Origin of the sequence: Flavobacterium sp. FlaQc-48 (assembly GCF_044007335.1) — a bacterium.
Taxonomy (GTDB): domain Bacteria; phylum Bacteroidota; class Bacteroidia; order Flavobacteriales; family Flavobacteriaceae; genus Flavobacterium.
Window position 1 is genome coordinate 375,652 of sequence record NZ_JBIPCR010000004.1, and the last position, 25,897, is coordinate 401,548.

The 25,897-nt window shown below is 32.9% G+C and carries 25 protein-coding genes; 18 read left to right on the forward strand and 7 right to left on the reverse strand.

Annotated features, from left to right (window positions below):
* Positions 1–97: 97 nt before the first annotated feature.
* Positions 98–1,213 carry a glycosyltransferase family 4 protein gene (locus ACHRWY_RS09115; RefSeq protein WP_395353983.1) on the forward strand — a complete coding sequence of 372 codons (1,116 nt, stop codon included), beginning with the start codon at positions 98–100 and terminating at the stop codon, positions 1,211–1,213.
* A gap of 395 nt (positions 1,214–1,608) precedes the next feature.
* Positions 1,609–2,376, forward strand: coding sequence for a lipopolysaccharide kinase InaA family protein (locus ACHRWY_RS09120; RefSeq protein ID WP_395353985.1), 768 nt, complete (start codon positions 1,609–1,611; stop codon positions 2,374–2,376).
* A gap of 35 nt (positions 2,377–2,411) precedes the next feature.
* Here ACHRWY_RS09120 and ACHRWY_RS09125 read toward each other — a convergent pair whose 3' ends face one another.
* Both ACHRWY_RS09125 and ACHRWY_RS09130 read right to left on the reverse strand, forming a co-directional pair.
* Positions 2,412–3,479 carry a glycosyltransferase family 9 protein gene (locus ACHRWY_RS09125; protein WP_395353987.1) on the reverse strand — a complete coding sequence of 356 codons (1,068 nt, stop codon included), beginning with the start codon at positions 3,477–3,479 and terminating at the stop codon, positions 2,412–2,414.
* 58 nt (positions 3,480–3,537) lie between these two features.
* Positions 3,538–4,308: a glycosyltransferase gene (locus ACHRWY_RS09130; RefSeq protein ID WP_395353988.1), complete on the reverse strand. Its 771-nt coding sequence runs from the start codon at positions 4,306–4,308 to the stop codon at positions 3,538–3,540.
* A 42-nt stretch (positions 4,309–4,350) separates the two neighbouring features.
* On the opposite strand from ACHRWY_RS09130, the gene ACHRWY_RS09135 reads away from it, so the two are divergent.
* Positions 4,351–5,076, forward strand: a complete 726-nt coding sequence (locus ACHRWY_RS09135) for a polysaccharide deacetylase family protein (protein ID WP_395353990.1) — start codon at positions 4,351–4,353, stop codon at positions 5,074–5,076.
* On the opposite strand, the gene ACHRWY_RS09140 is transcribed toward ACHRWY_RS09135, so the two are convergent.
* Together ACHRWY_RS09140 and ACHRWY_RS09145 are read right to left on the reverse strand one after the other, a co-directional pair.
* The gene (locus ACHRWY_RS09140; RefSeq protein ID WP_395353992.1) at positions 5,068–5,817 is read right to left on the reverse strand and encodes a glycosyltransferase family 2 protein; all 750 of its coding nucleotides are present in this window, start codon (positions 5,815–5,817) and stop codon (positions 5,068–5,070) included. The two genes, ACHRWY_RS09135 and ACHRWY_RS09140, sit on opposite strands and share 9 nt — an antisense overlap.
* 168 nt (positions 5,818–5,985) lie before the next feature.
* A complete protein-coding gene (locus ACHRWY_RS09145; RefSeq protein ID WP_395353994.1) occupies positions 5,986–6,801 on the reverse strand; it encodes a 2,3,4,5-tetrahydropyridine-2,6-dicarboxylate N-succinyltransferase in 816 nt (271 codons plus the stop codon).
* Between the two features lie 285 nt (positions 6,802–7,086).
* On the opposite strand from ACHRWY_RS09145, the gene ACHRWY_RS09150 reads away from it, so the two are divergent.
* The 4 genes from ACHRWY_RS09150 to ACHRWY_RS09165 all read left to right on the forward strand — a co-directional run bounded on the left by ACHRWY_RS09150 (position 7,087) and on the right by ACHRWY_RS09165 (position 10,388).
* Entirely contained in the window at positions 7,087–7,719 is a 633-nt protein-coding gene (locus ACHRWY_RS09150; RefSeq protein WP_395353996.1) for a PAS domain-containing protein, read from the forward strand.
* Positions 7,720–7,910: 191 nt separating this feature from the next.
* A complete protein-coding gene (locus ACHRWY_RS09155) occupies positions 7,911–8,351 on the forward strand; it encodes a hypothetical protein (RefSeq protein WP_395353998.1) in 441 nt (146 codons plus the stop codon).
* 1 nt (position 8,352) lies between these two features.
* Positions 8,353–8,769: a Holliday junction resolvase RuvX gene (gene ruvX, locus ACHRWY_RS09160; RefSeq protein ID WP_395354000.1), complete on the forward strand. Its 417-nt coding sequence runs from the start codon at positions 8,353–8,355 to the stop codon at positions 8,767–8,769.
* A gap of 122 nt (positions 8,770–8,891) precedes the next feature.
* Positions 8,892–10,388, forward strand: a complete 1,497-nt coding sequence (locus tag ACHRWY_RS09165; RefSeq protein ID WP_395354001.1) for a malate:quinone oxidoreductase — start codon at positions 8,892–8,894, stop codon at positions 10,386–10,388.
* A 133-nt stretch (positions 10,389–10,521) separates the two neighbouring features.
* On the opposite strand, the gene ACHRWY_RS09170 is transcribed toward ACHRWY_RS09165, so the two are convergent.
* Positions 10,522–12,744, reverse strand: a complete 2,223-nt coding sequence (locus ACHRWY_RS09170; protein WP_395354003.1) for an FUSC family membrane protein — start codon at positions 12,742–12,744, stop codon at positions 10,522–10,524.
* Between the two features lie 200 nt (positions 12,745–12,944).
* Here ACHRWY_RS09170 and def point away from each other — a divergent pair, with 200 nt between their 5' ends.
* The 3 genes from def to mazG all read left to right on the forward strand — a co-directional run bounded on the left by def (position 12,945) and on the right by mazG (position 14,962).
* Positions 12,945–13,535: a peptide deformylase gene (def, locus tag ACHRWY_RS09175; protein ID WP_395354004.1), complete on the forward strand. Its 591-nt coding sequence runs from the start codon at positions 12,945–12,947 to the stop codon at positions 13,533–13,535.
* 68 nt (positions 13,536–13,603) lie between these two features.
* Positions 13,604–14,089 (forward strand): DUF5606 domain-containing protein, encoded by a 486-nt coding sequence (locus ACHRWY_RS09180; RefSeq protein ID WP_395354005.1) that lies wholly within the window; start codon positions 13,604–13,606, stop codon positions 14,087–14,089.
* Positions 14,090–14,191: 102 nt separating this feature from the next.
* Positions 14,192–14,962, forward strand: a complete 771-nt coding sequence (gene mazG / locus ACHRWY_RS09185; RefSeq protein WP_395354007.1) for a nucleoside triphosphate pyrophosphohydrolase — start codon at positions 14,192–14,194, stop codon at positions 14,960–14,962.
* Here mazG and ACHRWY_RS09190 read toward each other — a convergent pair whose 3' ends face one another.
* Positions 14,963–15,643, reverse strand: a complete 681-nt coding sequence (locus ACHRWY_RS09190) for a Crp/Fnr family transcriptional regulator (protein ID WP_395354008.1) — start codon at positions 15,641–15,643, stop codon at positions 14,963–14,965.
* Between the two features lie 201 nt (positions 15,644–15,844).
* Between ACHRWY_RS09190 and ACHRWY_RS09195 the strand changes: the two genes are divergently transcribed.
* The 8 genes from ACHRWY_RS09195 (at position 15,845) to ACHRWY_RS09230 (ending at position 24,471) form a co-directional block, all read left to right on the forward strand.
* Positions 15,845–18,232 carry a heavy metal translocating P-type ATPase gene (locus ACHRWY_RS09195; RefSeq protein WP_395354009.1) on the forward strand — a complete coding sequence of 796 codons (2,388 nt, stop codon included), beginning with the start codon at positions 15,845–15,847 and terminating at the stop codon, positions 18,230–18,232.
* A 114-nt stretch (positions 18,233–18,346) separates the two neighbouring features.
* Positions 18,347–18,538, forward strand: coding sequence for a cbb3-type cytochrome oxidase assembly protein CcoS (ccoS, locus tag ACHRWY_RS09200; protein WP_041517968.1), 192 nt, complete (start codon positions 18,347–18,349; stop codon positions 18,536–18,538).
* A gap of 2 nt (positions 18,539–18,540) precedes the next feature.
* Positions 18,541–20,727, forward strand: a complete 2,187-nt coding sequence (gene ccoN / locus ACHRWY_RS09205; RefSeq protein WP_395354011.1) for a cytochrome-c oxidase, cbb3-type subunit I — start codon at positions 18,541–18,543, stop codon at positions 20,725–20,727.
* Positions 20,728–20,734: 7 nt separating this feature from the next.
* Positions 20,735–20,929: a CcoQ/FixQ family Cbb3-type cytochrome c oxidase assembly chaperone gene (locus ACHRWY_RS09210; RefSeq protein WP_395354013.1), complete on the forward strand. Its 195-nt coding sequence runs from the start codon at positions 20,735–20,737 to the stop codon at positions 20,927–20,929.
* A gap of 1 nt (position 20,930) precedes the next feature.
* Entirely contained in the window at positions 20,931–21,872 is a 942-nt protein-coding gene (locus ACHRWY_RS09215; protein ID WP_395354015.1) for a cbb3-type cytochrome c oxidase N-terminal domain-containing protein, read from the forward strand.
* Positions 21,873–21,882: 10 nt separating this feature from the next.
* Entirely contained in the window at positions 21,883–23,301 is a 1,419-nt protein-coding gene (gene ccoG / locus ACHRWY_RS09220) for a cytochrome c oxidase accessory protein CcoG (protein ID WP_395354016.1), read from the forward strand.
* A gap of 13 nt (positions 23,302–23,314) precedes the next feature.
* The gene (locus ACHRWY_RS09225; RefSeq protein ID WP_395354018.1) at positions 23,315–23,764 is read left to right on the forward strand and encodes a FixH family protein; all 450 of its coding nucleotides are present in this window, start codon (positions 23,315–23,317) and stop codon (positions 23,762–23,764) included.
* 5 nt (positions 23,765–23,769) lie between these two features.
* A complete protein-coding gene (locus tag ACHRWY_RS09230) occupies positions 23,770–24,471 on the forward strand; it encodes a sulfite exporter TauE/SafE family protein (protein ID WP_395354019.1) in 702 nt (233 codons plus the stop codon).
* Here the strand turns inward: ACHRWY_RS09230 and hemN are convergent.
* A complete protein-coding gene (gene hemN / locus ACHRWY_RS09235) occupies positions 24,468–25,832 on the reverse strand; it encodes an oxygen-independent coproporphyrinogen III oxidase (protein ID WP_395354021.1) in 1,365 nt (454 codons plus the stop codon). The genes ACHRWY_RS09230 and hemN overlap by 4 nt on opposite strands.
* Between the last annotated feature and the right edge of the window lie 65 nt (positions 25,833–25,897).

The window sequence follows — 25,897 nt, forward strand, 5'->3', positions numbered from 1 at the left end:
ATATCAATAATATTAAAAATGATATATTGTTACATGGCTTCTCGTAAAATTTCATTTACAATTCTATATTTGCAACTGGATAAAATCTTTTTATTACATGAAAATACTACATATTTCCGGCGCAAAAGCCTGGGGAGGAAATGAACAGCAATTGGTTTATTGTATTCCCGAATTGAATAAAATAGAAGTTGAAAATATCGTTTTTGGAATAAAAGATACGGTATTGGAAAAACTTTGCTTAAAAAACAATATTTCTTTCATTTCTGCTCAGGACAGAAAGATTATGAAGTTTTCAAATTATAAACAATTTAAAGAATTGGTAAAAACAATTCAACCCGATTTGATTCACCTTCATACCAGTAATTCTTTAACATTTTATGTTTTAAGTAATTTGTTTTTAAGATTGAATGTGAAGGTTGTTTTTTCTAAAAAAGCCATCAGCGCAAGCAGCAGTTTTATCAGTAAGTTTAAATACAATTCAAGCGCTATTGATGCTATTTTTTGTGTTTCAAACGCAGTAAAAAATAATTTTGCACAAGTTCTTTCAGCTTCAAATAAGGCTAAACTGACAGTTGTTCCGGATTGCGTTCCATTGGAAATCTTAAATAAAAAGCCAATTGTTAATTTAAGAGAAAAATATAATGTTGCTGAAGACAAATTTTTAATTGGAAATATTGCAAATCATACAGAAGCAAAAGATTTAGAAACACTTATAAACACGGCCGATTATTTAGTAAACGTGCAGAACAGAAAAGACCTTGTTTTTTTTCAGATTGGAGATTATACAAAACGTACAGATGAATATTTAAAACTGATGGCAGAAAAAAATCTGCAGGATTATGTTATTTTTACCAATACAATCGAAAATGCAGCTGACTTAAACAGGCAATTTGATGTTTTTTTAATGACATCACAAAGAGAAGGGGGGCCAACCTCTGTTTTAGAAGCGATGTTAATTGGTGCTCCTGTTGTTTCAACTAATGTAGGTATTGTTCCTGAAGTTATTACCAACGGTATAAATGGTTTTATTTCTCCTGTTAAAGATTTTAAGAGCTTAGGGGATAATATCAATTTGCTTTTGAATGATAAAAAATTACAGGAAAAGTTTATTGAAAAAGGTAAATTTTCTATTAACGAAGGCTATATTGCTCCGGTAATTGCCAGAAAAACAGCCGAAGCATATCAAAAAGTAATAAATTCACAAATAGTTTAAGACGGCAATGTTTAAACTTTCCTGTACAGTTAAATCGTTACACTTCTCGTGAATTTCCTGAAAATAAAGACTGAAATAAAATTAAATGGAAAACGATTAATATCAAATTTTATTTTTTTTATTTTTTAGATTAAACCTTTTTATCTTTTTCTAATCTAAAGATAAAATATACAGGTTTCGATTTAATTTGCTTAAAATTAATATAAAGTAAAATGCCTGTTTTCAATTGAATATCAGGCATTTTTTTTATTACCTGTACGTTTTGATTGTTAAAATAATAAAAACAAATTACAACAAATTAGTGTGTTTATTACAATTAAATTATTATGAAAAGATAATATTAATTTGAAGTGTTATATTCTATGCGTATTTTTGTTGTTTCAAAAAAAACATAAATGAATTTTAAAGTAAGCCCCATTTTTATCAACGCAAGTTCACCTATTCTTGACATTATTAAGAAGTTTAATACGTCAGGAATTATTTTTGGTAATGGACAGCGTAATATTATAAAATTATTTGATCTTGATGGCAGAACAATTAATATAAAATCATTTAAGGTTCCAAACTTAATCAATAAAGTTGTTTACAAATATTTTAGAAAATCAAAAGCAAAACGATCGTTTGAATATGCAACGATTCTCCTAAAAAAAGGTATTGGAACTCCTGAACCAATGGCATTTATGGAAAACTTTAGCGGTTTGGGTTTAAAAGACAGCTATTATGTTAGTGAGCATTTAGTAACCGAGCTGACATATAGAGAATTGGTAGAAATTCCGGATTACCCTGATCATGATAATATATTAAGACAGTTTACGCGATTTTCTTTTGACTTGCATCAAAAAGGAATTGAGTTTCTGGATCACTCTCCTGGAAATACTTTGATAAAAAAGAGCTTAGACAATAAGTACGAATTCTTTTTGGTTGATTTAAACCGAATGAATTTTCATGAGAGCATGAATTTTGAACAACGAATGAATAACCTTAGACGTTTAACGCCTAAAAAGGAAATGATTGCAGTAATGAGTAATGAATATTCTAAGTTGTATACGGCCAAAACAGAAGCTGAAATTTTTGAAAAAATGTGGCAGGCTACCTCTCAATTTCAAGAAAGTTTTACCAGAAAGCAAAGACTTAAAAAGAAATTAAAATTTTGGAAATCATAAAGTTTTTGTCTTTGCTTTTTGAAAGCAGAACTTAATTAAAGGTGCTGGTTTATAAAAACGGAAATTTGATCCTTGAATAAATCAGGAGTAAATTTGGTATACAAATGAAGGGTATTTGGTTTTATTTCCTTATCTGTGAATTTGTTAAATAGTTCTGGTTTGAAATCATTTAAATGTACAGAAACATTTTGTTTGCCGTCCTCAAAAGTTGCCCAGTCGTTTTTATCAACATGTGGCGAAAAAATAGTAAAAGAAGGTTTGTTTAATGCTTTTGCCATATTTACAGCACCTCCGTCATTTCCTATAATGACATCACACAGGTTCATGATAGCAATAAAGGAAGCTAGATTATCCGCTAATAAATCAAAATGTATTTTTTCCTGTGTTGTTGGAGAGCAAAGATTGTATATTTTTTGCGCATCTTCTATTTGGCTCGGAAAGTAATTAAATAGAATAGTAACATCTTTGTTTTTACTTACATGTTCTACCACTTCGGCCATATATTCCAGAGGATACGTTTTTAGTTTTTCACTTCCCAAAAGGCTGAACATTACAATCTTTCTGTTTGTATCTACATTGTGATTTTTGAATAGAATAAGCGCATCTTCGTTGTCCTTAGGAGCAACATATAGTTTTGGATAAGGATTAATGGCGTTATGGTCCAGGTTTAAAGGCTGCAACAATAAAAGCCTATTGTCTATTGCCTGGCCATATTTTGTTTGGGTGTCTTTCGATAATCTCGGAAGGTTGTGGTTGTAAAATAATGAAGAATACCATTTGTAATACGATATCTTAGTATTTGCACCCGAAAATAATGTTATCAGATTGGTTTCTAATTTGCCATATACGTCTATTAGGATATCATACTTTTTTGATCTGATTTCAAAAAAGAATTTAAATAATGATAAATATGATTTTCTTATTTCATTTGGTAGCAATAGTATAGAATCAATGTTAGGATTACCTAATAAAACATCTTTGCAATTAGGATAACACATGAAATCTACAGTAGCATCCGGATGTGCTGTTTTTATACTATTACATAGGATAGAGCTTAGTAAAACATCTCCAATTCTTTTTTGTTGTATAATTAATATCTTCATCTTAAAATGGAATTTGTGGACTTAAAAATTTAGTTCTTATTATGGATTTAAAACGAAATCAATCCATATTTCGGTATAATAGCCATAAAATAAAATAACGTTTTAAAATAGAAAAAGAACTGATATAAGCTAAAATAAATCCCTCTCTGCCATTTAGAAAACCAAGTTTAAAAAAAAATTGATTTGTAAAAATAAAGAAGGGTTTCATGAAAAAATGATAAATATTTGGTCTTTTGTTTTTTTGAAACAGCACCAAAGCTTCCTCTTTGCGGATCATATTTAACCGGCTATTAAAATCTTCAAAATTTTTATAAGAAAAAGAATTGATCTTGTTTTTAAAAAGGGTTAATCTTTTGGGAGGTTTTCGATTACATTCTTCCGAATAAGAGTGTCTTGTTTTGTCAAAAAGCAGCAGCTTTTTTTTGTTTAAAAACACACCATATTTTATTGTTTTACCAAAGAAAAACAAAGTTTGTCCTGAAAAATAGCATGCAGCAGTTTTTGGTTTGTCAATTTCTGTAGTTAATTCCTTTATAAGCTCATCAGAAAGATAATCAGTAGTATTAACGACTATGACCCAATTGTTTGTTGTAGATTCAATGGCTAATTTTAAAATATCAGCTTTATTAGTATCATTTTGCTGAATTACGGTTGCCCCAAATTCTTTTGCAGTTGCAACGCTTTTATCTGTACTGTTATTATCAATAAAAATAATCTCGTGGGCAAATGATAAATTCTCAATATGTTTCTTTATATAGATCTCATCATTATAACAAAGTGAGACAATGCTTATGTTTTTAAGGGACACGATTTCTGATTTTTTCGTCAAAAATAATGTTAAATAGTATAACTTTGCCGAAAATTAATTAAAATGTCCAAATTACCAATTTTAATGTATCATAATGTATGTCAATCTGATTCAGGTAGAAATAAATTGACAGTTTCGGTACAAGATTTAGAGCGACAATTTCAGTATTTAATTGATAATAAGTATAAGACATTTCATTTTTCTGAGATAGAAAAAATGAAAACAATTCCCAAAAAGAGTATCGTATTAACATTTGATGACGTTACAGAAAATCAATTAATTTATGCTTTGCCGTTATTAGAAAAGTTTAAATTAAAAGCCAGTTTTTTTATTCCTTTTCAATATATCGGAAATACAGATCTATGGAATAAAAATAATGGAGACCTGCCGCAAAAAATCATGACTGTTGAGCAATTAAAACAATTGCCGGCTGACATAATTGAACTTGGTTATCATTCTTATGCGCATAACAGATATCAGGCATTAAGTCCTTCAGATATAGAAACTGATTTTTTGAAATGTGAAGAGGAAATTAGAAATCACAATCTTAAGGTATATCCGGCACTTGCCTATCCTTATGGTAATTATCCTAAAGAAGCTATTCAAAAAGCAAATTTCAAGATGTTAATCAGTGAAAATAAAATGAAATTTGGATTAAAAATAGGCAATCGCCCTAATGTATTTCCATTTAAGGATAATTATGAAGTTAAACGTATAGACATTAAAGGTTTAGATAGTTTAATGGTTTTTCGCCTGAAAATAAAATTTGGTAAATTGAAATTATTCTAAATTTTTTTCGAGTAATACCATCTTAGCATATCTTGAAAAAACGCCATAAGCATCGATTGAAGCCGCCGCTAGTCCGGGAACTCCGTCAAGATATACTCTTTTTATAAAATAAGTGTGAAAAAAGCGATAAAAGGGTTTAAAGAATAATAGTAAAAGGGTTGCTTTTTTACCTTTTTCGAATGACATTTTTGCCTGGAACCATGCATACTTATCTTTTTTACTGATGAAATTAAATAAACCTTTATAAGTATAATGTATCATGTAATTTTTTAATACAGGAGGTTTTGATTTCAGAACTAATTTTTCATGTACTTCATTTTCAAAACGAATATTTTCATTTTTTATCAGGCGGGTTACTTTATCGGTATAATGAAATAAAAAACGATCCATAAAAAAGTGGGGAAACCAGATTCTGTAAGCATTAGAATTGTTTAAATTAATGCTTTCCAGGATTTCGTCCTTAAGCTCGTCAGTAACCCTTTCGTCTGCATCGAGAAAAAGGACCCATTCTCCGCTGGCAGATTTTATGGCGTGATTTCTTTGATTGCAATAATTGTCAAATTTTCTAAAAATAAGTTTTGCTCCCAGGTTTGAAACAATTTCAGCAGTTGAGTCGGTGCTGTATGAATCTAAAACAATTATTTCGTCGGCAAATGCAACAGATTTAATGGCGTGAGCAATATGGAATTCTTCGTTATAAGTTAATATAATTACAGATAATTTTTTACTTTCCTTGAGCATAAAATGTAGTCGTATTTTTTTCTTTTTTCTTTTTTCTTTTTCCCCGCAAATAGCATGCCTCTAAAAGTTGTACAATAGTATAATTTTTTTTCTGATTTTACATAAAAAAAATCCATCCTTCCGAATAAATCGGAAGAATGGATTTTTTAGGTTGTTTATGTTTAAAATCTACACGGCTACGTCGTATTCGCGTAGTGCATTATTTAATGAAGTTTTTAAATCTGTAGATGGTTTACGGGTACCAATAATTAAAGCACATGGAACCTGAAATTCTCCGGCAGCAAACTTTTTAGTATAACTTCCGGGGATTACCACAGAACGTGCAGGAACAAAACCTTTCATTTCAACTGGCTCATCTCCGGTTACGTCAATGATTTTTGTTGAAGCGGTCAGACAAACGTTAGCTCCAAGAACAGCTTCTTTACCAACATGAACCCCTTCTACAACAATACAACGGGAACCAATAAAAGCACCGTCTTCAATAATTACAGGAGCAGCTTGTAATGGCTCTAGTACACCACCAATTCCAACACCACCACTTAAGTGTACGTTTTTACCAATTTGCGCACAGCTGCCTACAGTTGCCCAGGTATCTACCATAGTTCCCTCGTCAACATAAGCACCAATATTTACATAACTTGGCATTAAAATTACACCGCTTGAAATATAAGCTCCATAACGCGCTACGGCATTTGGTACAACACGAATTCCTTTTTCAGCAAAACCTCTTTTTAGCAACATTTTATCGTGATATTCAAAAATACCAGACTCCCATGTTTCCATTTTTTGAATTGGGAAATACATAACGACAGCTTTCTTAACCCATTCGTTTACCTGCCATCCTTCACCAACTGGTTCAGCAACACGTAATTTTCCTGTATCAACCAATTCGATAACTTCTCTAATCGCATTAGTTGTAGTTGTTTCTTGTAATAAAGCTCTGTTTTCCCAAGCTTGTTCAATTATAGTCTGTAAAGAATTCATAAGTTTTAATTTTTGGCAAAGATAACGTATTTGTAGAAAAGCAAAAAAGTAAAGAGACTTGAAAGTGTTATAAATATAACTTTTTGTTTTTAATTTGATAAATAAGGAAAAATCCTTTTATACGCAATTCATTTTTATAAATGAGCCACTAAAAGTTTTTTTTGTGTCAAAATATGACAAAAATCAGATTTTGAATTTTTTCTTCTCAATACTTTTGCCGGATTAAATCTGGAAAACCGGAATTTAACAATATAAAAACCAAATCATAAATATAATCAGCAAGATATGAATCAGGAAAATCAACTTCGAAATCCAGTTACCGTTATAGATAAAGAAGTTACATGGGATAAAACACAAGTAATTATGAGTAAAACAAATGCTTTTGGTATTATTGAATATGCCAATGAAGTTTTTGTTGATGTTTGTGGTTATGAAGATTATGAATTAATGGGCCAGCCACATAACATTATTCGTCATCCGGATATGCCAAAAGTAATCTTTAAAGTGTTATGGGAAAATCTTAAAAATGGAAAAAACTTTCATGCTATTGTAAAGAATCTGGCAAAATCAGGAAGGTACTATTGGGTCATTACAGATTTTGATATTGCAAAAGATGAAGATGGCGTAATTGTAAATTATTTTGGAAGGCGACAAGCCGTTCCACAGGAAGTTATTGCGATGCATATTGAACCACTATACAAAAAACTACTTCAGATCGAAGCCGCAAGCGGAGTAGAATTTAGTGAAAAATACCTGATTGGATTCTTAGAAGAAAAAAAGAGAACCTATGTTGAGTATATTAAGGAACTGATCTATGAGCATGAAAAAGCCCAGTCAAAGTTTGCTAATTATGAAGCACAGGAAGAGGAGGGGGAAGAGGAAGAAAGAGGATTTTTCAGAAGGTTATTTAACAGATAAAGGTTTTTTTAGTTTTAAATATTTAGGTAATCCGTTTTGAACTTTTTCAGGACGGATTTTTTATTTTCTAAATTATCTTTTTTATTTTAAAGCTAAAAAAGGAACTATTGTAAAAAGATTATATTTGTATTGCAATTTTATCGATACGATACTACTCGAATTTGAATTTAGGATAAGAAAAATAAAATTAAATGAGTTTAGGGGAAATTTATTTTTACGTTCTGACTGGCTTGGTTTTATTGTTTAGTGCTTTTATTTATTTAGGAGTTGAAGATCTTAAGTTGTTACCCATTTTTAAAAAGCTAATATTAATTAGCTTTTTGATTCAAATTAGTGGATTTTTATTAGTTTTCTTTGATGTAAGTCGCTTGTCAGTTGCCAGAACAATTTTCATTTACTCATTACCAATAATAGTGCTGCTTCTAAATAGAGTGTTATTTTGGCTGAATGATTATTTTTTCGGTGAGCCTTTCGTTTATGCTAAAAATGGTTTTTTACAAGGTTTTTGGTATAACAAGGTTGTAGATAAAAAAAGCATAACTTTGCTTCATAAAATCTATTATTTCTATTGTACAGTTTTGCATTTGTCTCAGATATTTCTCTATTCAATGTTGTTTCATAAATTTAAATAAAATGCCAAGAATTCTCTCTATAGACTACGGACAAAAACGTACCGGAATTGCCGTTACAGACGAAATGCAAATTATAGCATCAGGTTTAACAACTGTTCCTACAAATACCTTAATCGATTTTTTAAAGGATTATTTTGCAAAAGAAAAAGTCGAAGCTGTATTGATTGGCGAACCGAAACAAATGAATGGAGAGCCATCAGAAAGTGCTTCCGTAATTAAAGGTTTTGTAACTCATTTTTCTAATATCTTCCCGGATATGAAAGTGGTTCGTGTGGATGAGCGTTTTACCTCAAAAATGGCATTTCAGACTATGATTGATAGTGGATTGAGTAAAAAACAACGTCAGAACAAGGGATTGATTGATGAAATTTCGGCAACAATCATGCTTCAGGATTATCTTTCTTCAAAAAGATTTTAGCTTTTTTTTCATTAATCACAATTCATCCCTTTTTTTAGAAAAACATAACTTTTATCATGTGATTTTAGTTTTTTTTTGCAATTATAAAAAGTACCTTTGCGCTTTAAAAACAAATTACTGTTATGCCTGACAATACAATACGTTCCAATAGTGAAGTAGTGCTTATTGGAGCTGGAATTATGAGTGCAACTCTTGGATTAATTTTAAAAGAGCTGCAGCCTGATATAAAAATTGAAATTTACGAAAGATTAGATGTTGCTGCTGCCGAAAGCTCAGATGCCTGGAATAATGCAGGAACAGGACACTCCGCTTTTTGTGAGTTAAATTACACTCCGGAAAAGGCTGATGGAAGTATTGATCCTAAAAAAGCAATAAGCATAGCAGAATCATTTGAAATTTCCCGTCAATTCTGGTCGTATTTAGTACAGGGAAATAAAGTACCTGCACCTGAAAATTTTATAAAAAGTGTTCCTCACATGAGTTTTGTCTGGGGGGACAAAAATGTGGAGTATCTAAAAAAGAGATTCGAAGCATTACAAAGCAATCCAATTTTTTCTCAAATGGAATTCAGTTCAGATTTTGAGCAATTAAAAAAATGGATGCCACTTGTTATGGAAGGCAGGGATCCTAATGAAAAATTAGCAGCAACTCACATGGAAATTGGTACCGATGTGAATTTTGGTGCCCTGACAAGAAGTATGTTTAATTATTTAGAAAAACTGGATGGTGTTTCTTTATATTTTAATCATGAAGTGACCAAACTAAGACAACGTGACGATAAAACCTGGAGAATTAAAATCACTGATTTAACGACAGGTCAAAAACGAAAAGCATATACTAAATTTGTATTTATTGGTGCAGGTGGAGGTTCATTACCTTTGTTGGAAAAAGCAAATGTTCCGGAAGGAAACGGCTACGGAGGTTTCCCGGTAAGCGGGCAATGGTTAAAATGTACCAATCCTGAAGTAATTGCAAAGCACCAGGCAAAAGTTTACGGAAAAGCAAGTGTTGGAGCTCCTCCAATGTCTGTTCCTCATATTGATACACGTGTAATTGATGGAGAAAAAGCACTTCTTTTTGGCCCTTTTGCAGGATTTTCAACCCGTTTCTTAAAAAATGGTTCTTATTTAGATTTACCATTATCCATAAAAGCAAATAATTTAATTCCAATGTTATCAGCGGGATTTCATAACATTCCACTAACAAAATATTTAATTGAACAGGTTCGTCAGTCTCCAAAAGACAGAATGAATGCTTTGCGCGAATATTTGCCAACAGCAAGATCTAAAGACTGGAAATTAGAAAGAGCCGGACAACGTGTGCAGGTGATTAAAAAAGATGAAAAAGAAGGCGGTATTTTAGAATTTGGTACAGAAGTAATTAATACCCACGACGGAACTTTGGCAGTTTTATTGGGAGCTTCTCCCGGAGCTTCAACTGCAGTTGCGATTATGGTTGATTTAATTAGCAGATGTTTTACCAGTCAGATTAAAACACCGGAATGGGAAGCAAAAATGAAAAATATGATTCCTTCTTACGGACAAACTTTAAACGATAAACCAGAGCTTTTGACAGAACTTAGAAAGCATACTTCTGAAGTTTTAAAACTGAATAATTAGCATCTGGAGGAGATATAAAAAAATAAGGGCTTAGTTTAATATTAAAACTAAGCCCTTATTTTTTTGCAATTAGAATTATAAATTTAAGATATTCTTCAAAAACGAAATTTTGTTTTAATAATCAGGACTCATTTTAATCCTGACTCGTTTCTTTGAATTCTTTTGTGATTTTCAGAATCTTTTCGGCCAGATTGCTCATCCAGATCAATTGTTCAATTACCATTTGTGCTTCCTGCATTTTAGCCTGACGTGTTTCTTTGTCTAAATCTTCATCTGTTGCCAGACGGGTAAAATTAACACGTTTAAGTTCTTCAAATTGCAAAGTCACATCTTCTTTGTCAAAAAAAGTATCTGTAATAATAGTTTCATTTCGTAAAATAGAAATAGAATGATCTAAGTTGGATAAGATTGTTTTTATAATATAATTAAAAGATTCTGAGGCCGATGTGGTTTGATGCGATTGAATATAAGTCGACAAGGATGCCAGGGCAGATAATATTGAATGGTTTAAAACGACCAGCTTGTTTACTAAAGGAAGTGTTTTTTGTTTTGATTTCGGTTCCTGCATCATACGCTGAAATGAGGTCATTAAATTCCCGATTTCAACAAAAGCATTCTTTCTTGCCAGTCGGTATGAGGTTGGAACTTCTCCTTTTTTATTATAAAAATCAGCAATCTCTTTAAGATAATTTCGATTTGCACGAATCGAATTTTCGATATGAATAGGAGTGTTGATAAATTCCCATGCCGGCCATAAAAACTGATTTGCCAAAAAGGCCAATGTGGCTCCGGCTAATGTATCTAAAACACGAAACTGAATAACCTCTACAACATCCGGAGTTAAAATTCCGTAAATAAAAACTACATACATCGTGACGAAAGTAGCACTTATTTTATAGTTGATCTGAGTGAAAGAAATTCCGAGAAGCATACATATAATAGATAATATACTAAGCGCAAAGTGATTCTGAATCACAGAAACAATTCCAAAAGCCAGTAATCCGCCTAAAATAGTCCCAAAAATCCTGTTATAGGAGCGTTCTTTGGTTAAGCCGTAACCTGGACGCATAATTACTACGATTGTTAATAAGATCCAATAAACGTTCTGAAATGGCAAAAGCTGGCCAATAATAAAACCAATTAGAATTGTAATTGTCAGTCGGAAAGAGTGCCTGAAAATGGAAGAAGAATAACTTATATTTTCAATCAAAGTACGCAACGGGTAGTACTGGGGTGTCAGGAATTTTTCCAGTTCTTTGTCCTTGTCTTTTAATTTAAAAGATTGCATGGCAAGCGAAAAAGCACGTTGGATAATTTTGATTTTTCCAACCTGATTTTTAGCATATTTCAGCATATTCATCAACATTAAAACACCTTCGGCGGCTTCGTCTTTGCCTAAGGTTTTTTCATAATCAAAAATGGCAAATTCAAGTGCATCTAATTCATTTTTTAAATCGTTTTTATCTACATAAACAGCGATATGATGTACGTTTTTTGAAAGTTTCTTTAAAGTTGACGCTAATTTGTAAGCTACATTTTGATACGTACGAAGAACCTCAGGGTGTCTGGCAAATTTTTCATGAAGTTTATTATGATCAAATGAAGTGTACAATGCCAGTTCCTGAATTTCAACCAAAGTAATAAAAACCAAAAGCATTTTTCGGTTTTGGCTTGTTGTTCCGGATGAGTTTTGATTGCCAATCAGCATCTTTCTTAAATCTTCATGAATCAGGTTCAGATCTACTTGTATCGCAAGTTGTTTTTCGATTATTTTTTCACGGTTCGCTTCAGGATTCCATAAATCACCTCTTAATTTTAGATATTTTGCAGTTAATTTTATGCCTTCTGCAATCTGTAGCTCTACATATTTATAAGGCTGGACAAAATGAAATATAAGGGAAACAATTAAGTATAAAATACCTCCGACAAAGATAAAACCTGAATATTGAAAAGCTTCCCAGCCTGTGTGTAAGTGACCAAATGATAATGAAATAGACAATAAAGCAGAAAACGAAACCAAAGTAGCACGTTGTCCGTAAACCGAAATCATAGAGCACAGGAAAAGCAAAAACCCCAAAAAAGGATAAAATAAAAAAGGATAGGGATAAGCAAGGTTTACTAATAAATTAACACCCGAAACAATAAAAGAAGCCACAATAAGACCTTTGATTTTATGACTCAATGAACTCGGAATATCACTGGGATAGGTATAAAAGGCACCAAGGGCAATCGTAAAACCTATTTCAAAATGTCCTAAAAAATTCAAAATTAAAACAGGAACAACAGAAGCAATAGTGACTTTAGAGGCGTTTAAAAAAGAGGTACTGTTAGTAAATTTCGAGATACGGTCAAGCATATGGTAAGGTTTACAAACAAAAGTACGAATTGTACGAGTGAATTTGGCATAATTATGGATGAGTTTTTAGATAGAATGTAAAAAATGACAGATAATATAGCTTTAGAATTATTCATTGACTATTTTTTACTATTTTTGCCAGCTGAATTATGAGAATAAAATTCAGGATTTTCAGTAGATAATACATTAAAATAATACAAATGATTTTACCAATTGTAGGATATGGTGATCCTGTTTTAAGAAAAGTGGGTGAGGCAATTACGCCGGAGTATCCAAACTTAAAAGAAACTATAGCAAACATGTATGAAACCATGTATAACGCTTACGGCGTAGGACTTGCCGCACCGCAGGTAGGTATGCCTGTTCGTTTGTTTGTTATTGATATGACCCCTTTTAGTGATGATGAAGATTTGCCTTCAAAAGAGCAAAACGATTTAAAAGGTTTCAAGAAAACTTTTATCAATGCTAAAATTGTTAAGGAAGAAGGTGAAGAGTGGAGTTTTAACGAAGGATGTTTAAGCATTCCGGACGTTAGGGAAGATGTGTATCGAAAACCAACCGTTACAATTGAATATTGTGAAGAAGACTTTGTAGTAAAAACAGAAGTTTTTGATGGTTTAATTGCAAGGGTAATTCAACATGAATACGACCATATTGAAGGTGTTTTGTTTACAGATAAAATATCTTCTTTGAAAAAGCGTTTGATTCAGAAGAAATTAAAAAATATTACTGAAGGTAAAACATCTCAGGAATATAGAATGAAATTTGCCGCAGCTAAAAAAGGGAGATAAGAATTCTAAAGCTATTTAGAATCAACAAAATATAATAAATCAAATTCTTAATACTAATTTTAATAAACATGAATTTAGAGAAAATTTTAGCCATTTCTGGGAAACCAGGTTTATATGTATTGAAAGTACAAACTCGTACAGGTTTTGTGGCAGAATCATTATTAGACGGAAAAAAAATAACAGTAAACTTAAAAAGTAATGTAAGTTTATTATCTGAGATTTCAATTTATACTTACGAAGGAGAAAAACCTCTTACTGAAGTAATGCAACGTATTGCAGCTAAAGAAGATAAAGGTCAGGCTATTTCACATAAAGAAGATAATGCTAAATTAACAGCTTATTTTAAAGAAATCTTACCTGAATATGATGAAGAAAGAGTATATCCTTCAGATATTAAAAAAGTATTAAACTGGTACAATACGCTTCAGGCAAAAGGATTAGTTACTGATTTAGCCCCGGCTGTGGCTGAAACTCCGGAAGAAACTCCGGTTGCTGAAGAAAAACCAAAAAAAGCTCCTGCATCTAAAAAAGCAAAAGCTAAAAAAGAAGAATAGCAGAACACTGCATTGCAATATAATAATCCTGTTGAGATGTTTTCTTGACAGGATTTTTTACTTTTACAATTAGTAGGTTACAACCCAAAAAAAAACTTCAAAATGAGCAAAGAACTTCAACTTAAAGCTTTCGAAAGATTATTAATTATAATGGATGAACTTCGTGAGCAATGTCCGTGGGATAAAAAACAAACGTTACAAACCCTCAGGCATCTTACTATTGAAGAAACGTACGAATTAGGAGATGCCATTTTAGATAACGATTTAAATGAAGTTAAAAAAGAATTGGGCGATTTGCTGTTGCATATCGTTTTTTATGCCAAAATAGGTTCAGAAACAAATGATTTTGATATTGCTGATGTATGTAATGAAATCTGTGATAAGTTAATCCACCGCCATCCTCATATTTACGGTGACACAATAGTGAAAGATGAAGAAGAAGTCAAGCAAAACTGGGAAAAGTTAAAACTAAAAGAAGGGAAAAAATCAGTTTTAGAAGGCGTTCCGCGAAGTTTACCGGCATTAGTAAAAGCCAGTCGTATTCAGGACAAAGTAAAAGGTGTTGGTTTTGATTGGGAAGAACCACATCAGGTCTGGGATAAAGTACAGGAAGAACTTGAAGAACTGCAAGCAGAGGTAAAAGCGGGTGATCAGGACAAAGTAGAAGCTGAATTTGGGGATGTTTTATTCTCGATGATTAATTATGCCCGATTTCTGAACGTCAATCCCGAAGACGCTTTAGAACGCACCAATAAAAAATTTATAAAACGTTTTCAATATCTGGAAAGCAAAGCGGGAGAATTAGGAAAACCTTTAATGGATATGACTTTAGCCGAAATGGATGTATTTTGGAATGAAGCCAAAAAACTGTAATTATTCAGCTAATTTTTTAAGGGCTTTTACATCTTTTAATTTGATTTTTTTACCCACTAATTCAATTAGTTCCAGTTTGTTAAAATCAGATAATAATCTAATGCAGCTTTCGGTAGCAGTTCCTATAATTCCGGCTAATTCTTCTCTGGTTAGCTGGACTTTTAAAGTTTTATCTTCGTTTTCGCCAAAAGCATCATGCAAATGCAACAAGGTTTCCGCCAGTCTTTGTTTAACCGTTTTTTGAACCAAAGCAATTTTATCATTTTCAGATTCTTTTAAATCTTCACAAACAGACTGCATCAAATTCAAAGAGAACTGATTGTTATTATTGAAAAAATGCAGGATTTCAGATTTTGGAATAAAACAAACTTCCATGTCAGCAATTGCTTTCGCAGATAAATTTGCAGGTTCGTTGCTAATCATAGAACGTTGTCCTAAAAGCTCCCCTGATTTAACCAATTTTACGATTTGATCTTTTCCGTTTGCACTTAATTTAGAAAGTTTTCCAACACCATCTTTCACACAGAAAACACCATTAGTAACTTCTCCTTCTTCAAAAATAGCTTCTCCTTTTTTAATGCTATAGGTTGTTTTACTATTAGCCAGCTTTATTACTTCATCTTTATTAAGGGCTTTTAAAGAAGAAAGTTGCCTCACAATACATTGATCACATTTATTCATAGCAAAAGTAATTTAGTGCAAAATTAACCAATATTGCGGTTCGGCGGTAGTTTTATTACTTAAAAAATACAGAAAAGTTGTGATAATGTAATCTGACCGTTTTATTTGATTAATTTAGAATTAGATTTCATTGAACATGATAAATGTCATAGTAATAATCGCTGCATATTTTGAATATTTGTCGAATTAAAAAAACAAATTATGAGTGAGCAGAGTTGTTTTCATTGTGGATTAATTATTCCTAAAGATGAAGAAATCAATTTTGATGAAAAAAAGTTTTGTTGTACCGGTTGTAAAACAGTTTACGAAATTTTTAGTCTTAATGATCTGACCTGCTACTATGATTTTGAAAAATCACCAGGTGCCACTCCGCAGGATATAAAAGGGAAATATGACTTTTTGGAAAATGAAACGATCCTTTCAAAAGTTTTGGAATTTCAGGAAGGAAATACTGCAATAGTTTCATTAAACATTCCCCACATTCATTGTAGTTCCTGTATCTGGATTCTTGAAAACCTTAATCGCCTGCAGCCAGGCATAAGTGCTTCACAGGTTAATTTTCCGGAAAAAAGAGTTCGCATTACTTTTAATTCGGATCTGGTTTCTCTAAAATCAATCGCTTATTTATTAAGTTCAATAGGTTATGAACCTTATATAAGTTTAGAAAATTATGAGACGGGAAAAAATAATGTAGACAGGAGCCTGACTTACAAACTTGGCGTTGCCTTTTTTTGTTTTGGAAACATAATGTTGCTGTCTTTTCCTGAATACTTCGAGATCAAAGAATTTTGGCTCGACAATTACAAGCCTTTTTTCAGGTTATTAATTTTTGTTTTAGCATTGCCCAGTTTTCTGTATTCTGCAAGCGGCTACTATGTTTCTGCTTATAAAAGTATAAAATCCGGAATGCTTAATATTGATATTCCAATTGCTTTGGGGATTATCGTGATGTTTATACGCAGTACTTTCGATATTGTAATGAATTACGGATCAGGCTTTTTTGACAGTTTAACCGGATTGGTGTTCTTTATGCTTCTTGGAAAAATGTTTCAAATTAAGACCTATAGTTTTTTAAGCTTCGAAAGAGATTTTAAATCCTATTTTCCAATTGCAGTTACCCGCATTAATCCAAATACTTCAGAAGAAAGTGTGCCTATTTATGATGTTTTAAAGGGGGACAGATTATTAATTAGAAATCAGGAACTAATACCTGTTGATGGTATTTTAATCAGCGAAAAAGCAGAGATAGATTATAGTTTTGTAACCGGAGAAGCAGTGCCGATCACTAAAAAATCCGGAGATAAAGTATTTGCAGGCGGAAAACAAATTGGAAAAGTAGTCGAGATGGAAGTCCTGCATTCTGTTTCACAAAGTTATCTGACACAACTATGGAGTAATGAAATTTTTCAGAAAAGTGTAGAGCAAAAGCACAAAACGATTACAGATAAAATCAGTCGTTATTTTACTCCTATATTATTATTAATCGCTTTTGCAGGATTTGGTTACTGGATATTTATTGATGCAAATACCGCTTTTAACGTTTTTACTGCTGTTTTAATTGTAGCATGTCCGTGTGCACTGGCACTTACAGCCCCTTTTACTTTTGGAAATATCCTTAGAATTATGGGAAAACAAAAAATGTACCTTAAAAACGCTTTAGTTATTGAGCAATTAGCAAAAGTAGATACCATCGTTTTTGATAAAACAGGAACAATTACAACCAATAAAAAATCAAATATTGTATACGAGGGCAATACACTTTCAGATGAAAATTATGTATTGATAAAAAACGTACTTCGTGCTTCAAATCATCCTTTAAGCCGAATGTTGTACGATTTTCTGCCTGAATTAAAAAGAATTAAAATTGATGATTTTCAGGAAATAACCGGTAAAGGAATTTTGGCCTCTGCTGAAAATAAAACCATCAGAATAGGTTCGGCCTCATTTGTTGAAAGTCCTGATCTTCATTCTTCTGAAATCGAAAAAACAGCACTTCATATTAAGATCAATGAGGTTTATTATGGAAGGTTTAATTTTCAGAACCAATATAGAGACGGGCTTGCAGCGTTATTTTCATCCTTGAGTAAAAACTATCAAATAAAAGTGCTTTCCGGGGATAATGATGGAGAGCAAACTAATCTGGAAACGATTTTACCGGCGGGAACTGAACTTGTTTTTAATCAAAAACCGGAACAAAAACTGGAGTTTATTAAAGAACTTCAGGAAAAAGGCCGGAATGTGATGATGGTTGGAGACGGATTAAATGATGCCGGAGCGTTGGCACAAAGCAATGTTGGAATTTCTATTTCTGAAAATGTCAATGTATTCTCTCCCGCTTGTGATGCTATATTGGATGCCAGTGAATTTTCACGACTTGGTTACTTTTTAAAATTATCCCATAAATCCATTCTGATTATAAAAATGAGCTTTGTCTTATCCTTGCTTTATAACATAGTGGGACTCACTTTTGCTGTTACAGGTAACTTACTGCCATTAGTAGCCGCGATCATCATGCCATTGAGTACCATAACCATTGTCAGTTTTGTTACTTTAATGTCTAACTATTTCAGCAACAGTAATTTAAAGTGATTTTAAATAATTTAAAAGTATTTTTTTTTAAATTTAACATAAGTCTTCTACAATGATAATTATCATATTTTACCTGCCTGTAAACCAGTAATTTTGTTAACATAAATTTAAGGCATGAGTGTTATTTATCTATTAATTTCAGTAAGTATTTTCGTAGCGATTGGATTCTTTATCGCCTTTATTGTAGCTGTTAAATCAGGACAATACGATGATGATTATACGCCATCAGTCAGAATGTTGTTTGATGATGAAACCAAAATTACTCCCCAAAATAATAATTCACCAACCGAAGAAAAACAAGTATAATTATGGAAATGGAACAGTTTTACTACGACAACAAAATTGTAAAAAAATTCATTTACGCCACTATTCTTTTTGGAGTAGTAGGTATGTTAGTGGGGCTAACCTTAGCGGTTATGTACCTTTTTCCCAACATCACAGATGGGATTTCATGGCTTAGTTATGGTCGATTAAGACCTTTACACACCAATGCGGTAATTTTTGCCTTTGTTGGAAATGCCTTTTTTGCGGGTATGTATTACTCGTTGCAGCGATTGCTAAAAGCCAGAATGTTTAGCGATTTTTTAAGCAACTTACATTTTTGGGGATGGCAGCTTATTATTGTAGCTGCTGCAATTACACTACCATTAGGATATACTTCTTCTAAAGAATATGCTGAGCTGGAATGGCCAATTGATATTGCTATTGCGCTTATTTGGGTGGTCATGGGGATTAATATGATAGGGACTATGTTGCGCCGTAGAGAACGACACTTGTATGTGGCAATTTGGTTTTACCTTGCCACCTTTGTTACAGTTGCAGTTTTGCATATTTTTAATAACATCGAAATTCCGGTTTCGGCCTTAAAAAGTTATTCTGTTTACGCAGGTGTACAAGATGCGCTGGTACAATGGTGGTACGGTCATAATGCAGTTGCATTTTTCCTTACAACTCCTTTTTTAGGGTTAATGTATTACTTTATTCCAAAAGTTGCCAATCGTCCTATCTATTCCTATAGATTATCTATTATTCACTTTTGGTCTTTGATCTTTATTTATATCTGGGCAGGACCACACCACTTATTATATTCAGCTTTACCAAACTGGGCTCAGAATTTAGGAGTTGCATTTTCTGTAATGTTAATTGCTCCGTCATGGGGAGGTATGATCAACGGACTTTTAACTTTAAGAGGGGCGTGGGATAAAGTTCGTGAAGAACCGGTTTTAAAATTCTTTGTAGTGGCAATCACCGGTTACGGAATGGCAACTTTTGAAGGGCCAATGCTTTCTCTTAAAAATGTAAATGCTATTGCACATTATACAGACTGGATCGTTGCTCACGTTCACGTTGGTGCATTAGCCTGGAACGGATTTATGTCATTTGGTATAATTTACTGGCTGATCCCAAGAATGACAAAATCTAACCTGTTCTCTAAGAAATTGGCAAACTTTCACTTTTGGATAGGTACTTTAGGGATCATTATATATACAATTCCGTTATACGTAGCTGGTTTTCAACAAGCTTCAATGTGGAAACAGTTTAACCCTGATGGTACTTTAACTTATGGGAACTTTCTGGAAACTGTAACGGCTATTATGCCAATGTACTGGATGAGAGCTATTGGAGGTACGTTGTATCTGGTTGGAATGCTGACCTTAGTTTACAACATTATTATGACAGTTAGGGCTGGTAATACTATAGAAGATGAATTAGCACAGGCTCCGGCTTTACAAAAAATAAATCCTAACAGATTAAACGGGGAAAAATTCCATTCATGGCTGGAAAGAAAACCAATCCAGTTAACCATTTTAGCGACTATTGCGATTTTAATTGGAGGTATCATTCAAATTGTACCAACAATCATGGTGAAATCTAACATTCCAACTATTTCAAGTGTAAAACCATATACACCGTTAGAATTGGAAGGACGTGATTTGTATATCAGAGAAGGATGTGTAGGTTGTCACTCTCAATCAGTTCGTCCGTTTAGAAGTGAGGTAGAGCGTTATGGACCACAAGCTAAAGCAGGAGAATTTGTATATGATCATCCGTTCTTGTGGGGATCAAAACGTACAGGTCCGGATTTATTAAGAGTAGGAGGTAAGTATAATGATAACTGGCACTTTAATCATATGTGGAATCCGCAAAGTACTTCTGCAGGATCAATAATGCCGGGTTACAAATGGTTGTTCGATAATGAACCAATGGATATTTCATTGACTCAGAAGAAAATGCAGGCAATGGTGTCACTTGGCGTTCCTTATACTGAAGCAGAAGTAGCAAATGCACAAAAGACTTTACGGGCTCAGGCAATTAAAATAGAAAAAAGCTTAGAAAACGATCCTGATTTTGTGAAAAGTTATGAGAAAAGCAAGCAAAAAGCAGCTGAAAAAGGCGAGAAATTCGTTCCAATGAATGAGAGAGAAATTGTTGCTTTGATTGCTTACATACAAAGACTTGGTACGGATATTAAGGTAAAAGAACCTTCTAAATAACAGCATTATGTTTGAACAAATAAAACACAACATGGAAACCATATCGGGTATTGAAATTTACCCGATTCTTTCTCTCTTGATTTTCTTTTTCTTTTTCGTAGGATTAGGCTTTTGGGTATTCTCTTATAAGAAAGATAAAATTGATGAGATGAGCCAGATCCCTTTAGAGGAAGGAAGTAGTATAATTTCAAAAGATAGATAAAATGAAAAAGTTTTTCCCAGTATATGTTAGAGTACCGTTGATTTTTTTCATCGTTTTTGCTTTGATGGAATATTTTATAGATTCCGGTGACAGACCAGCTTTTATAAAATACCCAATGGTATCTGTCTTTTTGTTTGTCTTCCTGTTTATTTTGATTGCAATCGAAGTAACGCTGAGTGCGGTAAATAGGGTTATGTATCAATTATTGTCGCCAGAAGAAAAAGCGAAATTGGAGTATGAAAATACCTTAAGTTTAAAAGAGACGACCTGGTTTAAAAACTTAATGCATAAGCTTACCAAAACAGAACCAATTGAAAAAGAAGGCGATTTATTGATGGATCATGATTATGACGGAATCAAAGAACTTGATAATAATTTGCCGCCCTGGTGGGTTTACCTATTCTATATCTGTATCATTTTTGGAGTAATTTATTTTGCCCGTTATGAGATTTTTGGAGGAGATGATCAGGAAATGGAATTGAAAAAAGAAATGGCTCAGGCAAAAATTGATGTAGAGGAGTATTTAAAAACAGCACCTGATTTAATGGATGAGAAAACAGTTGTTTTACTCACAGATGCGCCAAGTTTAGCCGAAGGAAAAGAAATTTTTACGACTAACTGTGCAGCTTGTCACAGAGCAGATGCCGGAGGTCAGATTGGTCCAAACTTAACAGATGATCATTGGATTCTGGGAGGTGGAATTAAAAATGTATTTCATACCATAACCAATGGCGGACGTGACGGAAAAGGAATGGTTTCCTGGAAAACCAATGGTTTAAAACCAAAAGAAATTCAGAAAGTGGCCAGTTACATCCTGTCGTTACAAGGAAGCAATCCAAAAGATCCAAAAGCACCGGAAGGCGAAATTTGGGCAGATGATAGTGCTCCCAAAGCAGATGCAACAGCAAGCACAAAAAAAGATACCACAGCAGTTAAAAAATAATTAGAATATCATGTCAAATTTACCAGACGAGGCTTTTAGAGATACCATTGGAACTATAGATGAAGGTGGAAACCGAAAATTTATTTTCCCAAAGAAACCGTCTGGTAAATTTTATAATTACCGAAAAATTGTCAGCTATATTTTATTGGCCATTTTAATTGTAAATCCGTTTATTAAAGTAAACGGAAATCAATTCATGATGTTCAATATAATGGAACGTCGATTTAATATTTTTGGATTTCCTTTTTGGCCCCAGGATTTCTACCTATTTGTAATCTCAATGCTTGTTGGGGTTGTATTTGTAATTTTATTTACAGTTGTTTTTGGAAGGATTTTTTGCGGGTGGATATGCCCGCAAACTATTTTTCTCGAAATGGTTTTTCGTCGAATCGAATATTGGATTGATGGAGACCGCGGTGCACAGTCCCGTTTGGCCAGACAGGAATGGAATGCCGAAAAAATACGAAAGAGACTTATGAAGTGGACAATTTTCTTTCTTATTTCCTTTGGTATTGCGAATGTTTTTCTGGCTTATTTAGTAGGGAGCGATGCCTTGTTTTTAATGGTGGAGCAAGGACCAATTGAAGAAGCAAGTAATTTTATTGCACTGCTTATTTTTACCGGAATTTTCTATTTTGTTTTTGTGTGGTTTCGTGAACAGGTTTGTATTATTGCATGTCCTTACGGACGACTTCAGGGGGTTCTTTTAGATGATAAATCCATTAATGTGGCGTATGATTTTGTACGCGGCGAAAAAGAAAAAGGACGTGCCAAATTCAACAAAAAAGAAGAGAGGACTTTAACCGGAAAAGGCGATTGTATTGATTGTCTTCAGTGTGTGCATGTTTGCCCAATGGGAATTGACATTAGAAACGGAACGCAGTTAGAATGTACAAATTGTACTGCCTGTATTGATGAATGTGATCATATAATGGAGACCGTAGGATTACCAAAAGGCCTTATTCGGTATGCTTCTGAAGATGAAATCGCTAAAAAAGAACCTTTTAAGTTTACTGCAAGAATGAAAGGATATACCGCTGTCCTGTTCATTTTGTTAAGTGTTTTTGTTGGGATGCTATTTTTACGAACAGATGTTCAAGCTGTTATTTTACGTTTACCCGGACAGCTTTTTCAACATAAAGGAGATAAAATTAGTAATGTTTATACCTATAAAATTGTCAACAAAACGATGAAAGATTATAGCGATATTCATTTTGAATTGATCAATCAAAAAGGTGAAATTAGAAATGTTGGAAAACAACATTTTAAAGTGGCCAAAGAAGGTATTTCGCAAGGAACATTATTTATAGAAATAAAAGAAGTTTTGTTAGAAAGTGATAAAACGAATGTAAAAATTGGAGTTTTCAACGGCACTGAACTTCTTGAAACAACCACTACAAATTTCTTAGGGCCACGAAGTTTTAACTAAAAAACATATTATCATGAAAATTAATTGGGGAACCGGAATTGTCATTGCATTTGCATTGTTTATGAGCTTTATTTTATACTTTGTTTTCGAAGTACAGTCAAATAGCAAATATGACAACGATTTAGTTGTTGAAGAATATTACAAGCATGATTCTCATTTTCAGGAGGAAATGGCGAGAATTCAAAATGCACATGATTTACAGCATAAACCTTCAATTAAGTTGGAGCATGATGGTGTCAAAGTAACTTTTCCTGTAGCATTTGAAAGTGATAAAGTAAAAGGAAATGTTTTATTATACCGGCCATCAAACAAAAAATTTGATTTTGATACTCAGATTGCATTAACAAATTCATCCTTAATTATTCCGCAGAAAAAACTAATTAAAGGACGTTGGGATGTAAACATGGAATGGCAATATGAGGGTAAAAAGTATTTAACTAAAGAGGTCATTTACGTAAATTAATAAAAATGTTGTATTCTGCTTTCATATTGGGTCTTATAAGCAGCCTGCATTGCGTTGGAATGTGCGGCCCAATTGCTATGATGCTTCCGGTTGATCGTCAAAATGAAGCTAAGAAAGTAATCCAGATTATTACCTATCACTTAGGGCGATTAACCGCTTATTCAACCATTGGCCTAATTTTCGGACTCTTGGGAAGAGGTTTCTTCTTGGCTGGCATGCAGCAAAAAATGTCAATTTTTATTGGTATTGCAATGATTGTTGTAGTTTTAATTCCGGAAAAGATATTTGCCAGGTATAATTTTTCTAAACCAGTTTACAGCATAATTTCAAAGATAAAATCGACTTTAGGAAGTCAGTTTAAAAAGAAAAGCTATAAGTCTCTTTTTACGATAGGTCTGTTAAATGGTTTTTTGCCATGCGGAATGGTCTATGTTGCCTTATTTGGGGCAATAGCTATGCAAAGCGCAGGTTCTGGTGTGCTTTATATGTTGCTCTACGGATTAGGAACGATTCCTTTAATGACTATTGTAGTATACATTCATTCAGTATTGAAATTGCCGTTTCGAAATAAAATTCAAAAGGCAATTCCTTATGTTGCAGTAGTAATTGGGGTATTATTTATTTTAAGAGGTTTAGGCCTTGGAATTCCTTACATTTCTCCGGCTAATATGAGTTTGTTTGTTCAGTCCTCTCCTAATTGCCATTAAACAGTCATAGAAAACAGATTGGTTTCCGGAGATTTTCTTTTTAAGTGTAAATCAAAAGCCATACAAATATTACGGACAAAAGGTTTTCCGGCTTCAGTAATCGTAATTTTGTTTTCTTCGATTATAATTAAACCATCTTTTTCAATTTCTTCAAGATCCAGTAATACCTCTGGAATTTCTTTAAAATAAAGCGTTTCATTACTCCAGGAAGTCTCAAATTCACAAGTAAGGTTCAAGATGTGTTTTCTGATAATTAAATCCTCATCGTTTAAAATGTGGCCTTTTACAACAGGTACTTTATCCCATTCTAATAATTGGTAGTAATCTTCCAGATTCTTTGTGTTTTGGGCAAAACTATACCAGCTGTCGCTTATGGAAGAAACACCTAAACCAATCATCAATTGTGTTTTTGAGGCGCTGTATCCCATAAAATTGCGGTGTAATTTTTTATTTTGTGTTGCTTTGTACAAACTATCCGATTCTAAGGCAAAATGATCCATTCCAATTTCGTGATAGCCACTTTTAGAAAGCAATTGTTTTCCAATTTCATAAAGCTTTCTTTTTTCAGAATCCTTTGGAAGATTTTCATCATTAAACCCGCGTTGACCATTTCCTTTAATCCAGGGCACGTGTGCATAGCTGTAAAATGCCAGTCGGTCTGGTTTTAATGAATTTGTTTTTTCAACAGTATCTATCACATCTGCCAGGGTTTGAAATGGCAATCCGAATATAATATCATGCCCAATAGATTTATAACCAATTTCTTTGGCCCAAAAAGTAACTTTTGCAACATTGTGAAAAGGCTGTATACGATGGATTGCTTTTTGAACTTTCTCCGCATAATCCTGAACACCAAAACTTACCCGGCGAAAGCCAAGATCATATAATTTTTTTAGTTGCTCGTAAGTAGTATTATTGGGATGCCCTTCAAAACTAAATTCGTAGTTTTCTGCTTTATTGGCAAAAGAAAAAATACCATTTATTAACTGCTCTAAATTTTCTTTTGAGAAAAAAGTCGGAGTTCCTCCGCCCAAATGTATTTCTTTTATGGAAGGTCTTTCAGTGAGTACTTTGCAATACAAACTCCATTCTTTTATCAGCGCTTTTATATACGTTTCTTCTACAGAATGATTTTTCGTAATGCGCTTGTTGCAACCGCAAAAGGTACACATACTTTCGCAAAAGGGCAGATGTATGTACAAACTGATTCCGTTTTGGGTATTACTTTCTGAAAAAGCTTTCTGTAAAGAAGTGATCCATTTTTGTTCTGTAAATTCACTTTCATTCCAATACGGAACGGTGGGATAACTTGTATATCTTGGACCAGGAACATTGTATTTTTGGGTAAGTGATATTTTCATAAAAAGTGCATTTTGGACACTTCAAAATTAATATACCGATCGTCGATATAAAATGACAAATATCA